This window comes from Lysinibacillus odysseyi 34hs-1 = NBRC 100172, from assembly GCF_001591965.1.
In the GTDB taxonomy this organism is placed as follows: domain Bacteria; phylum Bacillota; class Bacilli; order Bacillales_A; family Planococcaceae; genus Lysinibacillus_B; species Lysinibacillus_B odysseyi.
Window position 1 is genome coordinate 338123 of sequence record NZ_BCVX01000003.1, and the last position, 16956, is coordinate 355078.

Consider the following 16956-nt stretch of genomic DNA (forward strand, 5'->3'; position numbering starts at 1 on the left):
CACCTTTTGTATAACTGTTGTGGTTTTAGTATACTGAAAATCAATAGAGGGAAAATCTGTCTAATAAATAGCTATTAAAGAAAGAGGGACGGGAAATGTATCCGATTGAACGACAAAATAAAATTCTTGAAATATTAGCAGAGGAAAAAATAGCAAAGATTAATTTATTGAGTACCCGATTAGGCGTATCGATGGAAACAATTCGAAGAGATATTCATGTATTGGCACAGCAGGGTCTAATTACAAAGTTTTATGGTGGTATTAAATTGGCAGGAGAAGCATCAATAAGAGAGACATCATTATCAGTCCGCATGAGTGAAAACCGCTCGCATAAAGAGGAAATTGGTCTATTATGCGCAGACTTAATCGAAGAAAGAGATACAGTTTTCATCGACAGCGGCACCACTACTCTTCATATTGCCAAACACCTTAAAAAGTTTAAGCATATCACCGTAGTGACGAACTCTATTCCTGTTTTATTGGAGCTGCTGGATACGGACCTCAATGTCATTATCATTGGCGGCAAATTACGCCAATCTGAAAATTCCATTACTTCCTTGAACTTTTTATTTAACTTTGACCGTCTAAATATAACAAAGGCATTTATCTGTACAAGCGGGGTATCGATTGAGAGCGGTCTATCTGACTACAACATGGAGGAAGTTCAAACGCGTCAGCAGATTATTCAGCGAGCAAAAACTATTTTTGCCGTAACAGATCATACGAAATTTGAAAAAGATGTTGCGGTAAAAGTTTGTGGCCTAGAGGATATTGACGGCATAGTAACGGATGGGCAAATACTGCCGGCCCTAGCGGCTAAATATCGGACAAAAGGTGTGGAAATTTATATTGCAGAAAAAAGTGAAGTCTCCTTTTTCGATTGAAAAAAGAGCGGTTTCTACAGGTTTTTACCTGCTGAAACCGCTCTTTACTTAATTATTCATTTACTGTTTTTTCTTCTTCATCCTCGTTCAGTACTTCCTCCGACAAGGCCGGTAAAATTTTCTGATTAACCGTGTTTGAAGAAATTTCCGTACCTGTCCGATTTTTTTTCAGCTCAAAGTAAGCATCAAGGACATCACGTGCAATCATATTGTTATATGATTGATAGCTATTGAAATTTGTTGTCGCCCAAGGAAGAACTACCGCATATGCCACTTCTGGATTTTCATATGGAGCAAAGCCTACATGGACGAGATTCAATGCATCAATTCCTTTGATTCCTTTTTCAGGGTTATAATATCTTACTTCCGCTGTACCAGTCTTACCTGCAGCTGTATATGGCGTATTACGGAAATATCTCGCTGCAGAACCATGGGCACCAATATACACTCGGCGAAGCCCTTCTTTTACATGATCTATTTCCTGCTCTGAGTTTGAGATACGGTTCAAAATTTTCGGCTGGATTTCCTCAACTAGAGACCCTAATGTTTCGCCATCTGAAGAAGGATTGCGGATTTCTTTCAGCAAGTGCGGCTGAATACGGTAACCGCCGTTAGCAACAGTAGAAATATATTGAGCCAGTTGCAGTGGTGTATACGTATCAAATTGCCCGATTGCCAAGTCGAGAATTTTCGCCTGTGTATCCATAAAGCCTTGGAAACCGGCTGTCTCGCCTGGTAAATCAACCCCTGTTTGTACACCGAGGCCAAATTGGGCATACCCATTACGCATTGTTTGTAATGTTCCTTCCTTCAAGCGAAGCCCTATATTATATTTATAATTTAGGCCCCCAATTTTCATTGCCACTTGGAACATATAGGAGTTTGATGACTGCTCGAGTGCTCGTAAATCATTCATAGGAATCGCACCGGAACGGTTGAATACAGAGCTCTTCGCCTGTGTACCCGCTACGGTAATCGGCTGGTCGACCAGTACAGTTCCTGGCGTAATAGCGCCCTCACTGTATCCGGTTAATACTGTTGCAGCCTTTACAGTAGATCCTGCTTCATAGGCTGTCGTAAATGTCCCGTATGAATAATCAGCAAGATAGCGTTTCCCTGTTTCTTCGTCATATTCAATCTTCTTCCCGACCATTGCTAGAATTTCTCCCGTGTTTGGATCCATCATTACATAAAATGCCCGGTCAAGTAACGAGGAACTGCCAGCGCTTTTTGCCTGCAGCAAGTATTTCTCTACAATTTCCTCTGCTTTTTGCTGAAGCTCGATATCAAGTGTCGACACGAGGTCTTTACCAGGCTCCCCGTCATACGTCGTTAGCGTTTCAACTACCTCGCCCTTTTTATTCGTAATGTTTTTAACGACTGATTTCTGACCTTGCAGAAGCTCTTCATACTGAGCTTCAAAATAACTTTCCCCTACCCGGTCATTACGGGAATATTCACGTGCCAGATAGTGATCCAATTGACTTTTTGGAATCCCTTTATTAGGTGTTGTTGTACGTCCGAGTACTGCTACCGGTGCTAGACGGATACGCTTCCAATCTGTCGTCGTATTGACACCGGGTAATTCGGACAGCCGCTCTGAAACGAGGGCGAATTCGTGATCTGTTACATTCTCGCTTTTAATGATCTGCGGGGAAAGATTATAGCCGCTTGTCATTTCGCGGTAAATGGCCAGTACCTCCATGTCCTGCTCTGTTAATGAAGCTAGCTCTTCTTCTGTAATGCGCTCCCGGATACGTTTATCGTATTCCTTATTTACTTCCTTTTCTTCAATTCCTTCGTTCTCTTGACGGAATTTATTCATTTCTTCTGTTGTTACCTTGGCTTTTGCTTCCTTATCGTGCAGCAAAATCCAGAAGTCTTCTTTATCACGAGCTGTCACCCGATCTGTAGGCATATCAATTAGAGCAGCCAAGCTGTTAGCAATCTTGACCATATCTTCCGTCTTCGTTGTCGGCAATTTCGTATATGTAATGGCGTTTTCAGGCTCATTATCTACTAAAATGCGACCGTTTCGGTCGTAAATACGCCCGCGGGGAACACTCGTATTCACCCTTACTTCCTCTGTAAGCGCCAATTTCCGTACATAATCTTCCCCTTTTACGATCTGCAAATAACCGAGTCGAAAAACAAGCACGGAAAACAACATGAATATGGAAAAGAAAAGGACGTTCATGCGGAATGTCAGGCTTGCACGCTGCTTCGCCTTCGGTTTTTGATTGCGCTTGTTTTGGATTGGTTTTCGCATCTAATATCCTTCCTTCTTTAAGAATTTACTTTTTACTATTAAAAACCCATGCCTTTTAGTATAACACCATCACCCCATTAAAAAAAGTACAGCGCTATATCACTCTTCGTAGCTTTGACTCTATTTTCATGTAAAAGGTTTCATTTTTTTTCTTCTTCCTGTTTAATAGAAACATATCATCAAAAAGGGGTGGAGAAAATGGAATTTTTCGCTGTTGGAATAGGCGGAGCTGTAGGTGCCCTTCTTCGCTTTTATATGAGCAGCCTCATTTCCTATGATACGGGATTTCCCGCCGCGACCCTGCTTGTCAATATCGTGGGCTGCTTTTTGTTAAGCCTTCTTTTAAGCGGGCCTATCTTAAAAGGAAAGCCTCATGTAAAATTGGCACTGACAACCGGGGTAATTGGGTCCTTTACCACCTTCTCTACCTTCAGCTACGAAACGGTTACACTCATTCAGAATGGATTTTTGAAATGGGCATTTCTCTATATCTGCCTATCCATCATCGGTGGCTTATTAAGCAGCTATGCTGGTTATAGAATGGTAGACGGAGGTGGACAATGATTTTTGTTATGGTAGGGGGATGTTTCGGTGCAATGAGCCGGTTTTATATAGGAAAGATTCTCGCGCAGCGGAGTACCAGCTTTCCTGTTTCCACTCTTGCCGTCAACATTCTTGGCTCTTTTCTTCTTGGATTAGCCGTTCACAGCGAGCTTTCTACTGCCTTCTACAGGCTGATTGGCATTGGCTTTTTAGGTGCTTTCACGACCTTTTCAACCTTTAGTTATGAAGTACTTCAGCTACTGCTTGCACGCCGCTTTTCTACTGCCGGTCTATATATTACATGCAGCCTGGTATTAGGTTTCGCCGCCTTTATGGCAGCTTTTATATGGTAAAAAGGAGGTTCATAGCTGTACCCTGAGGGTGATTTCCACTTAAGGTGTACGCTTCCCTGAGGCGCAGCTCCAGCTAAATGGTTTTGGGAATAACCCCCGAAACCATTGGGTTTTCCGTACGTGCTCATCCCTGAAGAGTCCCAGCCGCCACTCCAACCCACTCGTAAAAAACGAGTTTGTCATCCCGAACTTATGATAAGACCTAAAAAGGAGTGAATTTTTATGAAAAAATGGCTGCTAGCACTGTTTCTCATCGTAAGCTCGCCACTTCCAGCTGTAGCAGCTGATACATTCAGCGATGTCCCTTCCGGCACAGAGGTAGGAAAAGCTGTTACTAATCTTGTCGACCGCGGTGTTATCAGCGGTTATACAGACGGGACTTATCGTCCAAACCAAGTTGTCACACGAGCACAGGCAGCAAAGATTTTAGCCGGTGTCTTAAAACTTGATACAAAGAATGCTTCTGCCCATTTTTCAGATGTACATGAATCATATGAGCATTACGGGGCGATTGCCGCACTAGCCGAACGAAAAATACTGAATGGCTATGCTGATGGGTCGTTTAAGCCAAATAACCCGATTACTCGTGCGCAAATGGCTAAAATCTTAACAAATGCCTTTCGTATTTCCGGTGTATTCCACACATTGCCGTTCTCTGACATCGCAGAAGACTCTGAAACATTTGGGCATGTAAATGCGCTATACAGCTATGCCATCACAACCGGGACAACAGCAGCTACCTTTTCGCCTGGAGGCTATGTGACTAGAGGACAACTGGCAGTGTTTATCACACGTGCAGAAAGCTCTCCAAAAAAAGGGACATTGGTAGCTTCGAAAAATATAGGGATGGCATCCATTACAGATTGGGGGATAGAGAATGATGTTCTCAAAGTTGTTTCCTCCGGAAGAGAAATTCATTTATTAGCTAAGAAAGCCGGTTCCACGCGTCTGCTCATAGCTGGCCCCTCTTCGCTTTCGGCAACGCAGCAAATGCAATATACACTATATAAAGTAATGGTCCAGAATACTAATGGGGTGCTGCAAATTAGTATGACAGAAACAAACCCGATTGAAGAACTTACTCATAATGTTAATTTTTATACATTTGGGGATTTACAGCTCGGCTTTGTTCCAACAACTGTCACAGTACAAGGAGTAGACGGGAAAACAACTCCTGCCGGCAGCTATTATATCGGCCGTGCAGCAAATGGTCTCGAACTAGCCATTTATACACCTGGTCATTACATCGTTACATTAGCAGGGAGCGGAGCAAGTGCCTCCTTCTCCGCAGTCGTGACAGTGGAGAATTTCGAAACAACACTTGATCTCTATCCAATCTAAAAAACATGGTTCTATGCCTACATGAAAAACCATGGGTTGTATCGGATCATCCGAATGGCCCTTGGTTTTTCTCTTTTTATAAAAGGGCATGGAGAAAATCCAGTACTTCTCTTTTTCACAAAAATAATAAAAGCCCGCGCAAGGCGGGCTTTTACTACTTTGCATTTCTGCTGTACGGCAGTTTTGTCCGTAAAAGATGAGATGCTAAAAAGATTTCGCTATTATTTAGCTTCTTGGAACTTTTTCTCTACTGCGTCCCAGTTTACTACATTCCAGAATGCTCCAATGTAGTCCGGACGACGGTTTTGGTAGTTTAAGTAGTAAGCGTGCTCCCAAACGTCTAACCCAAGGATAGGTGTTTTCCCTTCCATTACTGGAGAGTCTTGGTTTGGAGTTGATGTGATGGCAACTGAATCACCATCTACGATTAACCAAGCCCAACCTGAACCGAAGCGAGTTGTAGCAGCTTTTGCAAATTCTTCTTTGAAAGCATCGAATGAACCGAATTTAGCTTCGATTGCAGCTTTCACTTCCCCTACAGGCTCTTTAGAACCGCCTGGAGCGATTACTTCCCAGAATAATGTGTGGTTAGCGTGACCGCCACCGTTGTTGCGTACTGCAGTTTGTTTGTCTGCTGGAAGTGCATCCAGGTTAGCAATTAGTTCGTTGATATCTTTATCAGCGAATTCTGTACCTTCTACTGCTGCGTTCAAGTTTGTTACATACGTGTTGTGGTGTTTTGAATGGTGGATTTCCATTGTACGTGCATCGATATGTGGTTCTAATGCATCGTATGCATAAGTTAATTCTGGTAATTTGTAAGCCATGACAATTCCTCCTTGAGATAAATAAATATGATGCCATATCTAAAGTATCAAAAATTTTTGGGGCATTCAACTAAAAAAGCCCCGAATATGGCAAATCAGCCTTTTGGCGGAAAATAACCGGTTAAATCGCGAAAAAGAAAAGTATAATCATGAGCGCCTGCAGAATTCCTTTCGTCACAATAGACGTTAAAAAACCGACAAGCGAGCCGACCCCGGCCTTTAGCGCCTGCTGCCATGTTGTTTTTGTCACAAGCAGCTCGGCGGCTACCGCCCCTAGAAACGGGCCGACGAGAATACCAGCAAACGGAATGACGAACGGGCCGATCAAGAGGCCGATAGTGCTCCCCCATATTCCTGCCTTCGATCCGCCGAATCTTTTCACGCCGACAAGATTGGAAATAGTATCCGCGCCGAACAGCAGCGCAACAAATAATACTTCAATTAACCAAAACCACCATGGTAAATCGCTGAAGCTGTAAAATAGTCCATAGACAACAAATCCACCTAAAATAAATAAAGCAGATGGAATAATAGGATAGACTAATCCTATAAATGCAACTATAAAAAGGACAACAATCAATGTCCATGCAATAATCTCCATAATAACCTCCTTCTAACTCTCCATTTACGTTTTGATCTCCTAAAAGGTTTCAAGCAATGTCCATTTTCCTCCCCTCCTTTTCATGGTAAACTTTCGGTTGGAGGAGAAACGATATGAAACATTCACAGTTATTTATTGATAGCTTATTCAACCCTAAAAAGCTGGCGGCCTACCGGATAATGCCGATTGGAAAGGTCATTCAGTACGTCTTCCTGCTTATTACAGTTGTAACTGTATTTTCATTCGGACAATTTACGACTGGCTTTTCTGAAGACATTTTTAATATCGATGGTATAGCCGACTATTTGGACGATATTCAGTGGCTGTTGTACCCATTTGCTTTTGTGTTTTTATTTATCATGACTTCCCTGCTTATATTCGCGCGTATTAGTTTATACGCACTGGCGGGCTATGTGCTGGCAGGTGCTATGAAACGCCGCGGAGAATACCGCCATATTTGGCGGACAGCAGCTTTTGCCGTTACATGGGCTACTCTATTATCTATCCTATTTTCCTTTTTCCGATTCTCGGATCTATGGGCAACCATGATAGGAATCTTTATCACAATAGGCTTTATTGTTATTGCATTAATAAAATACCCAAAACAGCCAAAGAAATAAGCATGAATCTCTCACTCGCACATATAGTGTTGTGCAAGGGGGGATTTTTTTGCGCTTATTAGGCTGGACAATACTAATCTTTTTGATTGCTGCTGTTATTAAAATAGATTTACAGGAAGGAACGATTCCTCTGACGAATTTTTATGAGGAGCCTTGTACGGAAATTATGGAGTATGAGACCGTCCGTGTCAAAATCAGGGAACATGATACAATATACAGCCTATTTGCAGCTACGCCTTCTGCAGCAGCCATCCCTCAATCAGAAAGACTTGCATTATTTTTTACGTATAATCCGCATCTTCAAAATCAGCGTCTTATTCCCGGTGAGGAAGTATTAATCCCGGTAAAACAAATAAATCGTTGTGAAAAATAATAATCTGGTCTTCTTTCTTGTCATTTGCTTTCGGACACTGATAAAATAGGGTACAGTGACGGTCTACATATTGAGGGCCTGAAAAGGAGAGAAATGAAATGAGTGAAATCGTTCACCGTACAAAAACACGTCCTGTACGTGTCGGTAACTTAACGATCGGTGGCAATAACGAAGTCGTTATTCAAAGTATGTGTACTACAAAAACACATGATGTAGAAGCCACTGTAGCAGAAATTAAACGTTTAGAAGAAGCTGGATGCCAAATCGTTCGCGTCGCTGTACCTGATGAGCGTGCTGCTGATGCGATTGCTGAAATAAAAAAACAAATTAACATTCCGCTCGTAGCGGATATTCACTTTGATTACCGTTTAGCTCTAAAAGCTATTGAAAACGGTATCGATAAAGTTCGTATTAACCCGGGTAATATCGGACGCCGTGAAAAGGTGGAAGCGGTTGTAAATGCTGCGAAAGCGAAAGGCATTCCAATTCGTATCGGCGTAAATGCCGGCTCTTTAGAACGCCACATTCTAGAAAAATACGGTTACCCGACTGCTGACGGTATGGTAGAATCAGCGCTTCACCATATCAAAATTTTAGAAGATCTTGACTTCCATGACATTATTGTGTCGATGAAGGCTTCGGATGTTAACTTGGCAATTGAGGCATATGAAAAAGCGGCAAAAGCTTTTGACTACCCTCTTCACTTAGGTATTACAGAATCCGGTACATTATTTGCCGGCACTGTGAAATCTGCTGCAGGTCTAGGCGCTATCCTTTCAAAAGGAATCGGGAACACGCTGCGTATTTCCCTTTCTGCTGATCCTGTAGAAGAAATAAAAGTGGCGCGTGAACTATTAAAATCTTTTGGTCTTGCATCTAATATGGCTACATTGATTTCCTGCCCTACTTGCGGACGTATCGAAATCGATTTAATTTCCATCGCAAATGAAGTGGAAGAGTACATCTCAAAATTGAATGTACCATTGAAAGTAGCTGTTCTGGGCTGTGCGGTAAACGGTCCTGGTGAAGCACGCGAAGCGGACATCGGCATTGCCGGCGCACGCGGTGAAGGCCTTCTGTTTATGAAAGGAAAAACAGTCCGTAAAGTACCAGAGGAAACGATGGTAGAAGAACTGAAAAAAGAAATCGATAAGCTGGCGGCTGAAATGGCGGAAAAACGCGAAGCAGAAGCGCAAGCGAATGTAAATGCATAACAAGGAGGGGGTTACGTCAGTGGCTACAAAATTAAAACCACGCTTTGGCATCGACATCGACGGAACAGTCACATGTCCTGCGACCCTTATCCCTCATATTAATAAGCAGTATAATGTCAACATTACGCTGGACGATGTAGTGGAGTATGATTTTTTAAGCGCATTTCCCCATCCTGTTGACAGGGCGCAATTTAATGCATGGTTCAAGGAAAATGAACCTTCCATGTATGCTGTGAGCGAATTGGCAGCAGACGCCAAGAATATTTTAAGTGCCTGGAAAAGCCGATACGAGCTCTATTACATTTCGGCGCGCGGGGAAAATGTTTTTGATATTACAGCCAAGTGGTTTCAGGAACAGTGTATACCATATGATCATATTGAACTGATTGGCAGCCATGATAAAATTGCTGCTGCCCGTCTGCATGAGGTGGATGCTTTTTTTGAAGATAAGCATGATAATGCCGTTATGATTGCTGAGGAATTGAACATCCCAGTTATTTTGTTCAATACTCCATATAATCAATTGGCCGTTCCTTCAAATGTCATCCGTGTTAACAGCTGGCTGGAAGCAAATGATTGGATCCAAAAAAAATTCTGACAAAAAGAGTGTAGAAAGCCTGCTTTCTACACTCTTTTTTATGTTCTCTTATAAAGAAGCTTGTCCTTATATAAAATAAGGGCATTCTTCAAATGACTAAAATCCCTTTCCTCCACCGCTCAACAAAGCTTTCAAAGGTAATGCCATACTTTTCGTACACATTATGATAAACAAAATATGTTCCTAATTTGTCCAGCATCTCATCATCGATGCGCAATAGTCTCCCCTCCCCTATATTGTCTGCAAAGTTCAGCTGTATTTGCTCATGATCCGATAAGTGTTACGGCCGGAAGTTAATCATCACTTTTTAGAAAGATGTAAAAAAATAGTCACACAAACATTGGAAGTTACCCTTTTTATCAGAAGAAGATTTAGTAAGATGGAGGTGGAATATTTATGTAGAGTTGGAGGAGCTGCAATGCGGAAATTTTTTATTTTATGCTCAGCTAGTATACTTTCACTTTTTTTAGTAGGATGCTCCGATACGTTAAGCGAGATCAAGCAGGCGGCATCCGGCATTAATGACGCGGCAGACAAAGCAGCCACTGCCATTTCACAGGATGTCCATTCCGTCCGGGCAATAGAGATTTCATACAATGGCCAAATTTTTACGGTAAACGACTTATTTAAAACCATTTTACGTGACGTCCAGTGGCATTATGAACAGGAAGAGGACAAAACTTCATTAAAAATAACAGGCACTTGGCAGCCCGACCTATTTGCCTCTTACGGTATTGGAAAAAGTAATAAGAGCAGTCTGGCCAATGACGGAGAGGTAACAATAGTATTAGGAGTCGACAACCATATTATCCTAGAAGATGCTACGCATGTGACGCTGCTCTATGATGGAGATACATTGCTGGATGAAAACGGCCCGGAAATTCTACACTATTTATATGACTATTACACAGCAAAGTAGGTGACGTTGCTTCTAGCTGATAAAAAGTACTTTACATATATAACGCAGCATCATGATAAATGTTCAAGTGTAATAGCCACATGTTTAATTCCTCCTGTAACGGGAAGAGTTTTAAGACCGAAACTTTAAGGAGGTTTTTTACATGGCAAATTTATCAGATAAGATGAAAAGTGCAGGTAATAAACTAAAAGGTGAGGCAAAAGAGAGTCTCGGAAAAGTGGCGAACGATCCAGAACTGCGTGCAGAAGGCCGTTTAGATCGTTTAAAAGGTGAAGCCCAGGAAGAAGTCGCCGATATGAAGGACCATCTGTTCCATGGGGACAATGACCTTCATCATAGAGACAAATAATCTATAAAATGACAAGGAATGCAGGAAAGATACATTAATCTTTCCTGTTTTTCTTATATTTTATTCTATTTTTTTTGAATATCCCTCTTTTCACCTGCATATAAAGAGGTATAATATGTAAATAGTTGCTTACATTTACCACGTTATTCGACAATGTTTTTACTATTATTGTAGGGGGACACTGAATGTCTATCCATAATACTATGCCCCTATCGAGAGAAGAGCTGTTTAGTTCTCTTTGTAGTATGGCGAAACAATACAGTACAGGTATTGCCATTTTAGATGCCCGTCACATAGAATGTCCTTTCGTCTACTACAATGAGCCGTTTTCCGCCTTGACAGGATTTGATAGAACCGAGCTGATCGGTAAAAATCTATCCTGTTTTGCCGGCATCAAAACTGCAGCAGATCTTTTAGCGGAGCTGGATTATCATACAAAACATGCATTACCATACGAAACATCCTTAATTCACTACCAAAAAGACGACAGTCCCTTTTGGCATGAGCTGGTTGCCCACCCCATTTGCGATCAGGAGGGGGTTGCTCAATATATTATGGTCCATAGCAAAAATGTAACATATGAAAAGCTATTCAAAATGCTTTCTAAGCTTGAGCATGAGGTGTACTTGGAAATTGAAAAAGGCGACTCTCTTTCACATATTTTGCAACTAATTACAACACAGATTGAAACGTATTATACCCGCAATATTTATTGTTCGATCCACTTAATGAAAGACGGCAGCTCTATGGCCGCAGAAGCAAGCGGTTCACTTCCATTAGAGATGGCCAATATCCTCTATGGCATTGAATTGCATTCTATGAAAACCGAGGATAGAAACTCTATTTTTGTTAAGCAGTTCACGAAAAAGGAGCTGGCTGCTGCGAATGAAATGGCACACACTCCATTGAAGATCGATATTAAGCATTGCTTGAGCAAGCCGATTTGCGGTACAGCAAATGAAATTATAGGTTCGATTACGATGTATTTTAATAAAGAGCCAAATATTAATTCCATTGAAATAGAGTTTTTAAACCGGCTTGTTCCGCTTATTTCATTGTCGATTAAATATATCGCTCAAACACAGCAGCTGCGTCAGCTCGCCTATTTTGACTCAGAGACACAGCTGCCGAACCTTCACTATTTTCATACTGAAATGGAAACGTGGCTGCAACAAGGAGAAAAGGGCCTCATTATTATTATTCAGCCTGGGGAATATTCGAGTATTGTCGATGTATATGGCCGCAGTGCTGGGGATGAAATTCTTCGTCAGATGGTAGATCGGCTCCAGGAACAGCCCTCTCGGGAAGGCAAAGAATTCATAGCTAAGTTTTCAAATTCCTGTATCATTTTTGCCAGTAATAGAGCCTTTGGGCAACCCGAACAATACGAGGCTAGAATCCGGCAAATGACAAAGGAGCCTTTTGGTATTCATGGGAAGGAGTTCTATATTACATTTAAAATCGGCATGACCCATTTTTGCCCGGACAGTCAATTGGACGAGGCTATCCGTCAGGCAGATATGGCTCTTTCGAAAGCCCGCCAAGTTTCCGGAACAAATGTAGCATTTTTTGAAGAACAGAACGATATGAAGCTGCAGTTGGAAATGGATGTGCTAAATCAGCTAACATACGGCCTGCAAAATAAAGAATTCTACATAGTACTACAGCCGAAAATCAATATTAAGACACTTGAAATAGAAGGTTTCGAGGCACTTTGCCGCTGGAACAGCCATATACTCGGACCTGTCTCCCCTGCTACGTTTATTCCGCTTGCAGAGCAAACCGGAAAAATCAAAAAGGTGGATGAGCTTGTCATGAGGCAAGTATTAAGATGGCAGCGGACAAGACTGGACAGCAATGAAAAAACAGTACCAATCGCTATTAATATATCTCCTGTCCACTTTTACGATGAGCGCTTCGTTCAGCAGATTGTCAGCCTGATCAAACGTTATAAGGTGCCTCCCTATCTGGTTAAATTAGAAGTGACCGAAAGTATGGAGCTCGTTGACTTTTCTAAAGCAAAGGATATCCTTTCAGAGCTGCGCCAGCATGGCATTGAGTGTTCAATTGACGATTTTGGCGTCGGCTTCTCATCACTCAGCTATTTGCAGCAGCTTCCTTTCCGGGAAATCAAAATCGACCGCAGTTTTATCAATGCAATGGATAATCCCGGTATGCATGCGGTCGTCCATACAATTGTGCAACTGGCATCGAACCTGCAGATGAATGCTGTCGCTGAAGGAATCGAAACGCCTGAGCAATTCGAAAGTCTAAAACAGATGGGCTGTCATACCGGTCAGGGCTATTACTTCCATAAGCCGCTCGTTTTAGAAGATGCCGCCAAATTAATTCACTAAAAGCACGATAAAAAAGCCCCTTTCGCTTATTATAGGAAAGGAGCTTTCTTCTATTTTTAGGTCACTTGATACTTACTCATTCCACTAAAAGGTTAATAAACAAGTATCAAACTACTGCTCTAAGCTTCTCAGACCACTCTTGTGTGCTGTAAGTTAATTTACATTGACCGGGATATCCGAAGCAATAAAGGCGATAAGATCTTTCAGGTTTTCCTCATTTACCCCATGTCCATCCGGATAGGCTTTGAAGGTTACATCAGCTCCAGAATCCTTAAAGAACGCTGCACTTCCCTCTCCCCATTTAAACGGGAAATCAAAATCATATTCACCATGTGAAATAAAAATTCTTGATTTATCCATTGGAAGCTTATTGTATTCGACAGCTACGAATTCCGGAATATAGCCGGACAACGCAACCGTACCACGGATGGCACTGCCCATAACAAGCGCTAATGTTTGCGCAACAACCGCTCCCTGGTTGAAGCCTACCACATAAATTTTTTCCATATCAAGGTCAAATTCTGAAATAGCTTCAAAGATAAGCGCTTGCGTGAACTGAATCACTTTATCAAACACTTCACGTGTCGGAAAGCCTTCCTCCTCAAATGTATAAAACGCATAGCCCGGTCTGTGCTCTATAGGGCCTTGAAGACTAAATATGTGACAGTGCCCCTCGAATGCCTTTACAAGCTGCAGCAGATCCTGTTCATTGCTGCCTAAGCCATGCAGCAGGAAGATAGCGGGTTGCTTTTCCGCGCTGACTGCCGGCGCCTTATGAATAAATGTGTATGGTGATTGCATATATTTTTCCTCCTATAACAATGCCATCTGGTTGACAGCTTGATCAGCATGATAGGCTACATAGCCATCAATAACTCGTAATGTTTCTTCAAATTCCCCCGCAAGCAGTTCCTGTACATCTTTTTGAATCGTTACATATGTTAGGAAATCATAGCGCAGAGAATGCTCGACAGAAGCGTAAGCATAGTCATATACGACATCCTCTTCGGTTACCTGAAGAGCCTTATACTGACTATGGAAAAGCTTTGTATAGTCATTCATCTTTTCTCCTATTGCTTGGCGGATACGCATTTGCTGCGCCATAGTCTCGCTTTCTATATAAGAAATCTTGGGTACTTGTCCTCGTCCGTAAGTCTCCTGCATCATTTTGTTCCACACTGCCTTATTTTCCACAAAATAAGTAATATTCAACATTAATCGGTCAAAATAATCCACTTCATCTTTTGCGGACGATTTTTTTGCCTGGACATTGTTTTTAATAATCTGTTCAAACTGTTTCACATCTGCCTTAGCAGTTAATCGGGCAAATAAGATTTCAATATAACGATTTACTTGCTGCTGTGCTGTATTTTCCACTACGTTCACTTCCTTTATTACGGTTGCATTTGCATCTCTTATCGTACCATTCATTTTCAATTTAGGCACTTGTTAATGATTTTTTCTAGCCCTCTTTTGCTTTAGGAAAGCTCTTTTCCTGTTGTGAATTTTAAGAATATATTGTAAAATCGTTCACATACATTATTGTCGGAAAGGATTTGTGACATGGAGACGCAATACATAGCCACTCCAAATACGTTTCGCCAAGGGATAAAAGATTGCCTTCCTACTTTGCTTGGCTATGTCAGCATCGGGCTGGCATTTGGTGTCGTGGCAACTACCTCAAATTTATCTATACTAGAAATTTTTTTATTATCTCTGCTTGTATATGCAGGCTCTGCCCAGTTCATCTTCTGCGGTCTGTATATGGCCGGTGCCCCTGTAACCGTCATTATTTTAACAACATTCATCGTTAACCTGCGCCACCTTCTCATGGCTCTGACTGTGGCCCCTTATTTCACTAAATACTCCTCGCTTCGTAACATCGGCTTTGGTACACTATTGACTGATGAAACATTCGGTGTGGCCGTCACGAAAATTGCACAGGAAAACCGCCTTGGCGGCAACTGGATGGACGGCTTGAACATTACCGCTTATTCAACATGGGTGATAGCCTGTACAGTCGGCGGACTTATTGGGAAATGGATGCCTGATGCAGAAAGCTGGGGACTTGATTATGCTCTTGCCGCGATGTTTATTGCACTTCTTATTTTGAGTCTGGCGAGTAGTCCCCGTCATCAAATCATGCGCTATCTGAAGCTGATCGGTATAATGGGGCTAACACTTTACTGTCTGCTTTACTTCATGCCGGGACATTTAGCAGTCTTAATTGCGACATTAATTGTTGCTACGATCGGGGTGATGACAGAATGACGACAACCGTCAATATGCTATTGCTCCTCGCAGGGTGTGCGCTCGTAACCTGGCTGCCGCGGATACTTCCGTTTTTGTTTGTAAAAAGTGTTGAGCTGCCTGATGTTGTATTGCGCTGGTTGAAATACATACCAATTTGTATATTGAGTGCCCTAGTTTTTGAAGGCATGTTCGAGGAAAAAGGAAAGCTTGTTGTTATTGATGGCTATCATTTTTTTGCTGCCATTCCAACGCTTTTAGTTGCCGTATGGACAAAAAGCCTTTCGAAAACAGTAATCGTGGGCGTTGCCTCTATGGCTCTTCTACGGCTATTCTTTGAATGAACGCTTTTCACCAAAGCATTGGGTTCCTTTTCGTCCTACGCTGCAAAAAAGAAAAGACATCCTTGAGAAAAAAATACAGTGAATGAATTGTTATTTTGCTCATTAATGAATGCAGGTTCTATTTCTATTTCTATTTCTATTTATACCCTTAATAGTTTCGGCCTTGTTGCCTTCTTGATGCTCCTAATAGGAAACCGTGCTGTCAGATCGGAATAGCCTAAACAGCTGCTGAAGGAACTTTTGGAAGGTCGCTCAAAGGAAACTTCACATTTACCAGTTTCCCGTAAAAAAGAAGTAGCCCCTCACATGGTGCTACTTCTTTTTTCACGCTTGTTAATTTTCCGGGCTAATTCTTCCTAACACCGGGTTATTGAAATACATAGTCCCGCATCGTCTCGAATGTATTATCAATTGCAGATTTTAAAGATGTCTGCTCTTCCCTTAAACAGTCCCGCGCTTCCTCCAAAGCAATCAATGCATTCTCCAAGAACATTTCCTGCTGCAAATCTTTAAACAATGTTGTTAACACGATGGATTTATTCCAATGCCATCTAGCATTTTCCGGGTCCAGTTCAATGGCACGCTCCAAATAACCGAGCACCTCAAACGGCGGATAGCTGAAGCGATTCATTGTCTGGGCTGCCATGCCGTAGTACAGTGCTTTATTTGGTTCATTGTTCACCGCCTGAATGAAGCAGTGTACACTTTCGTCATAATGATGGGCAAATAAAAATAGATGGCCCTGTGTAAAGAAGGACATTGCTTTTTCTTCTTCAGCGCCCTCTTTAGCTGTCTGTTCTAATTCCTTTATACGTGCCGAGAAATCTCCCTCACCCTTGATCGCCCGTATAGCAAATACCTCATCCATTTCCTGGTAGGTTTCATCCGCCCGCTCCATACTTTGTTTTTCCTTCTTTGTATAGCAAGGAATAGCAGGTACACCAAACCGCTCATATAATGTGATCAACTGCTTGGCCGTTTCGGCTTCCGGCGTATCCTCTTTTACCTGTCTGGCCGCTTCTAGGCTGCGATGGACTTGGCCGTTATAAAAATACTGTTCCATTTCATGCATATGAGAAACTCCTTTGTGTAGTACATAATGTGTAAGTATACC

Annotated in this window: 20 protein-coding genes; 13 read left to right on the top strand and 7 right to left on the bottom strand. The window is 42.0% G+C overall.

What is annotated here, in order from left to right:
- Nucleotides 1–95 precede the first annotated feature (95 nt).
- A complete protein-coding gene (locus BOD01S_RS06775) occupies nucleotides 96–884 on the top strand; it encodes a DeoR/GlpR family DNA-binding transcription regulator (RefSeq protein WP_036157975.1) in 789 nt (262 codons plus the stop codon).
- A gap of 52 nt (nucleotides 885–936) precedes the next feature.
- Here the strand turns inward: BOD01S_RS06775 and BOD01S_RS06780 are convergent, their stop codons facing one another.
- Nucleotides 937–3153, bottom strand: coding sequence for a peptidoglycan D,D-transpeptidase FtsI family protein (locus BOD01S_RS06780; RefSeq protein ID WP_036157972.1), 2217 nt, complete (start codon nucleotides 3151–3153; stop codon nucleotides 937–939).
- A gap of 198 nt (nucleotides 3154–3351) precedes the next feature.
- On the opposite strand from BOD01S_RS06780, the gene crcB (BOD01S_RS06785) reads away from it, so the two are divergent.
- The 3 genes from crcB (BOD01S_RS06785) (at nucleotide 3352) to BOD01S_RS06795 (ending at nucleotide 5390) form a co-directional block, all read left to right on the top strand.
- Entirely contained in the window at nucleotides 3352–3717 is a 366-nt protein-coding gene (crcB, locus tag BOD01S_RS06785) for a fluoride efflux transporter CrcB (protein ID WP_036157967.1), read from the top strand.
- On the top strand, nucleotides 3714–4049 hold the full coding sequence (gene crcB / locus BOD01S_RS06790) for a fluoride efflux transporter CrcB (protein ID WP_036157964.1): 336 nt from the start codon (nucleotides 3714–3716) through the stop codon (nucleotides 4047–4049). The genes crcB (BOD01S_RS06785) and crcB (BOD01S_RS06790) overlap by 4 nt, the downstream gene beginning before the upstream one ends.
- Nucleotides 4050–4271: 222 nt before the next feature.
- The gene (locus tag BOD01S_RS06795; RefSeq protein ID WP_036157961.1) at nucleotides 4272–5390 is read left to right on the top strand and encodes an S-layer homology domain-containing protein; all 1119 of its coding nucleotides are present in this window, start codon (nucleotides 4272–4274) and stop codon (nucleotides 5388–5390) included.
- 221 nt (nucleotides 5391–5611) lie between these two features.
- On the opposite strand, the gene BOD01S_RS06800 is transcribed toward BOD01S_RS06795, so the two are convergent.
- On the bottom strand, nucleotides 5612–6217 hold the full coding sequence (locus BOD01S_RS06800) for a superoxide dismutase (RefSeq protein ID WP_036157957.1): 606 nt from the start codon (nucleotides 6215–6217) through the stop codon (nucleotides 5612–5614).
- A 121-nt stretch (nucleotides 6218–6338) separates the two neighbouring features.
- On the bottom strand, nucleotides 6339–6818 hold the full coding sequence (locus BOD01S_RS06805; protein WP_036157952.1) for a DUF456 domain-containing protein: 480 nt from the start codon (nucleotides 6816–6818) through the stop codon (nucleotides 6339–6341).
- A gap of 113 nt (nucleotides 6819–6931) precedes the next feature.
- On the opposite strand from BOD01S_RS06805, the gene BOD01S_RS06810 reads away from it, so the two are divergent.
- The 4 genes from BOD01S_RS06810 (at nucleotide 6932) to BOD01S_RS06825 (ending at nucleotide 9623) form a co-directional block, all read left to right on the top strand.
- Nucleotides 6932–7438, top strand: a complete 507-nt coding sequence (locus BOD01S_RS06810) for a DUF1189 family protein (protein WP_036157950.1) — start codon at nucleotides 6932–6934, stop codon at nucleotides 7436–7438.
- 49 nt (nucleotides 7439–7487) lie between these two features.
- Nucleotides 7488–7811 carry a hypothetical protein gene (locus BOD01S_RS06815; protein WP_036157948.1) on the top strand — a complete coding sequence of 108 codons (324 nt, stop codon included), beginning with the start codon at nucleotides 7488–7490 and terminating at the stop codon, nucleotides 7809–7811.
- A 98-nt stretch (nucleotides 7812–7909) separates the two neighbouring features.
- The gene (ispG, locus tag BOD01S_RS06820) at nucleotides 7910–9025 is read left to right on the top strand and encodes a flavodoxin-dependent (E)-4-hydroxy-3-methylbut-2-enyl-diphosphate synthase (protein WP_036157945.1); all 1116 of its coding nucleotides are present in this window, start codon (nucleotides 7910–7912) and stop codon (nucleotides 9023–9025) included.
- Nucleotides 9026–9044: 19 nt separating this feature from the next.
- Nucleotides 9045–9623, top strand: coding sequence for a 5' nucleotidase, NT5C type (locus BOD01S_RS06825; protein WP_233153039.1), 579 nt, complete (start codon nucleotides 9045–9047; stop codon nucleotides 9621–9623).
- An 88-nt stretch (nucleotides 9624–9711) separates the two neighbouring features.
- Here BOD01S_RS06825 and BOD01S_RS23815 read toward each other — a convergent pair whose 3' ends face one another.
- Nucleotides 9712–9840 carry a hypothetical protein gene (locus BOD01S_RS23815; RefSeq protein ID WP_269845626.1) on the bottom strand — a complete coding sequence of 43 codons (129 nt, stop codon included), beginning with the start codon at nucleotides 9838–9840 and terminating at the stop codon, nucleotides 9712–9714.
- A 201-nt stretch (nucleotides 9841–10041) separates the two neighbouring features.
- Between BOD01S_RS23815 and BOD01S_RS06830 the strand changes: the two genes are divergently transcribed.
- The 3 genes from BOD01S_RS06830 to BOD01S_RS06840 all read left to right on the top strand — a co-directional run bounded on the left by BOD01S_RS06830 (nucleotide 10042) and on the right by BOD01S_RS06840 (nucleotide 13248).
- A complete protein-coding gene (locus tag BOD01S_RS06830; protein WP_036157939.1) occupies nucleotides 10042–10542 on the top strand; it encodes a hypothetical protein in 501 nt (166 codons plus the stop codon).
- A 142-nt stretch (nucleotides 10543–10684) separates the two neighbouring features.
- Nucleotides 10685–10891: a CsbD family protein gene (locus tag BOD01S_RS06835; RefSeq protein WP_036157936.1), complete on the top strand. Its 207-nt coding sequence runs from the start codon at nucleotides 10685–10687 to the stop codon at nucleotides 10889–10891.
- 245 nt (nucleotides 10892–11136) lie between these two features.
- On the top strand, nucleotides 11137–13248 hold the full coding sequence (locus BOD01S_RS06840; protein ID WP_169745638.1) for a putative bifunctional diguanylate cyclase/phosphodiesterase: 2112 nt from the start codon (nucleotides 11137–11139) through the stop codon (nucleotides 13246–13248).
- Nucleotides 13249–13401: 153 nt separating this feature from the next.
- Here BOD01S_RS06840 and BOD01S_RS06845 read toward each other — a convergent pair whose 3' ends face one another.
- Together BOD01S_RS06845 and BOD01S_RS06850 are read right to left on the bottom strand one after the other, a co-directional pair.
- The gene (locus BOD01S_RS06845) at nucleotides 13402–14049 is read right to left on the bottom strand and encodes an alpha/beta hydrolase (protein ID WP_036157930.1); all 648 of its coding nucleotides are present in this window, start codon (nucleotides 14047–14049) and stop codon (nucleotides 13402–13404) included.
- 12 nt (nucleotides 14050–14061) lie between these two features.
- Entirely contained in the window at nucleotides 14062–14694 is a 633-nt protein-coding gene (locus BOD01S_RS06850; protein WP_244887288.1) for a DNA helicase, read from the bottom strand.
- A 117-nt stretch (nucleotides 14695–14811) separates the two neighbouring features.
- Between BOD01S_RS06850 and BOD01S_RS06855 the strand changes: the two genes are divergently transcribed.
- Both BOD01S_RS06855 and BOD01S_RS06860 read left to right on the top strand, forming a co-directional pair.
- Nucleotides 14812–15519: an AzlC family ABC transporter permease gene (locus BOD01S_RS06855; protein WP_036157926.1), complete on the top strand. Its 708-nt coding sequence runs from the start codon at nucleotides 14812–14814 to the stop codon at nucleotides 15517–15519.
- Nucleotides 15516–15842, top strand: a complete 327-nt coding sequence (locus BOD01S_RS06860; protein ID WP_036157924.1) for an AzlD domain-containing protein — start codon at nucleotides 15516–15518, stop codon at nucleotides 15840–15842. The genes BOD01S_RS06855 and BOD01S_RS06860 overlap by 4 nt, the downstream gene beginning before the upstream one ends.
- A gap of 367 nt (nucleotides 15843–16209) precedes the next feature.
- Here the strand turns inward: BOD01S_RS06860 and BOD01S_RS06865 are convergent, their stop codons facing one another.
- On the bottom strand, nucleotides 16210–16914 hold the full coding sequence (locus BOD01S_RS06865; RefSeq protein ID WP_036157922.1) for an O-linked GlcNAc transferase: 705 nt from the start codon (nucleotides 16912–16914) through the stop codon (nucleotides 16210–16212).
- Nucleotides 16915–16956 lie beyond the last annotated feature (42 nt).

Bases quoted from the DNA above. Each gene is read 5' to 3' on its own strand.
- BOD01S_RS06840 (WP_169745638.1), top strand. From the start codon at position 11,137: ATGGCGAAACAATACAGTACAGGTATTGCCATTTTAGATGCCCGTCAC.
- BOD01S_RS06780 (WP_036157972.1), bottom strand. From the start codon at position 3,153: ATGCGAAAACCAATCCAAAACAAGCGCAATCAAAAACCGAAGGCGAAG.
- BOD01S_RS06775 (WP_036157975.1), top strand. From the start codon at position 96: ATGTATCCGATTGAACGACAAAATAAAATTCTTGAAATATTAGCAGAG.
- BOD01S_RS06860 (WP_036157924.1), top strand. From the start codon at position 15,516: ATGACGACAACCGTCAATATGCTATTGCTCCTCGCAGGGTGTGCGCTC.
- BOD01S_RS06795 (WP_036157961.1), top strand. From the start codon at position 4,272: ATGAAAAAATGGCTGCTAGCACTGTTTCTCATCGTAAGCTCGCCACTT.
- BOD01S_RS06865 (WP_036157922.1), bottom strand. From the start codon at position 16,914: ATGCATGAAATGGAACAGTATTTTTATAACGGCCAAGTCCATCGCAGC.
- BOD01S_RS06830 (WP_036157939.1), top strand. From the start codon at position 10,042: ATGCGGAAATTTTTTATTTTATGCTCAGCTAGTATACTTTCACTTTTT.
- ispG (WP_036157945.1), top strand. From the start codon at position 7,910: ATGAGTGAAATCGTTCACCGTACAAAAACACGTCCTGTACGTGTCGGT.
- BOD01S_RS06800 (WP_036157957.1), bottom strand. From the start codon at position 6,217: ATGGCTTACAAATTACCAGAATTAACTTATGCATACGATGCATTAGAA.
- crcB (WP_036157964.1), top strand. From the start codon at position 3,714: ATGATTTTTGTTATGGTAGGGGGATGTTTCGGTGCAATGAGCCGGTTT.
- BOD01S_RS06855 (WP_036157926.1), top strand. From the start codon at position 14,812: ATGGAGACGCAATACATAGCCACTCCAAATACGTTTCGCCAAGGGATA.
- crcB (WP_036157967.1), top strand. From the start codon at position 3,352: ATGGAATTTTTCGCTGTTGGAATAGGCGGAGCTGTAGGTGCCCTTCTT.
- BOD01S_RS06805 (WP_036157952.1), bottom strand. From the start codon at position 6,818: ATGGAGATTATTGCATGGACATTGATTGTTGTCCTTTTTATAGTTGCA.
- BOD01S_RS06845 (WP_036157930.1), bottom strand. From the start codon at position 14,049: ATGCAATCACCATACACATTTATTCATAAGGCGCCGGCAGTCAGCGCG.
- BOD01S_RS06810 (WP_036157950.1), top strand. From the start codon at position 6,932: ATGAAACATTCACAGTTATTTATTGATAGCTTATTCAACCCTAAAAAG.
- BOD01S_RS06835 (WP_036157936.1), top strand. From the start codon at position 10,685: ATGGCAAATTTATCAGATAAGATGAAAAGTGCAGGTAATAAACTAAAA.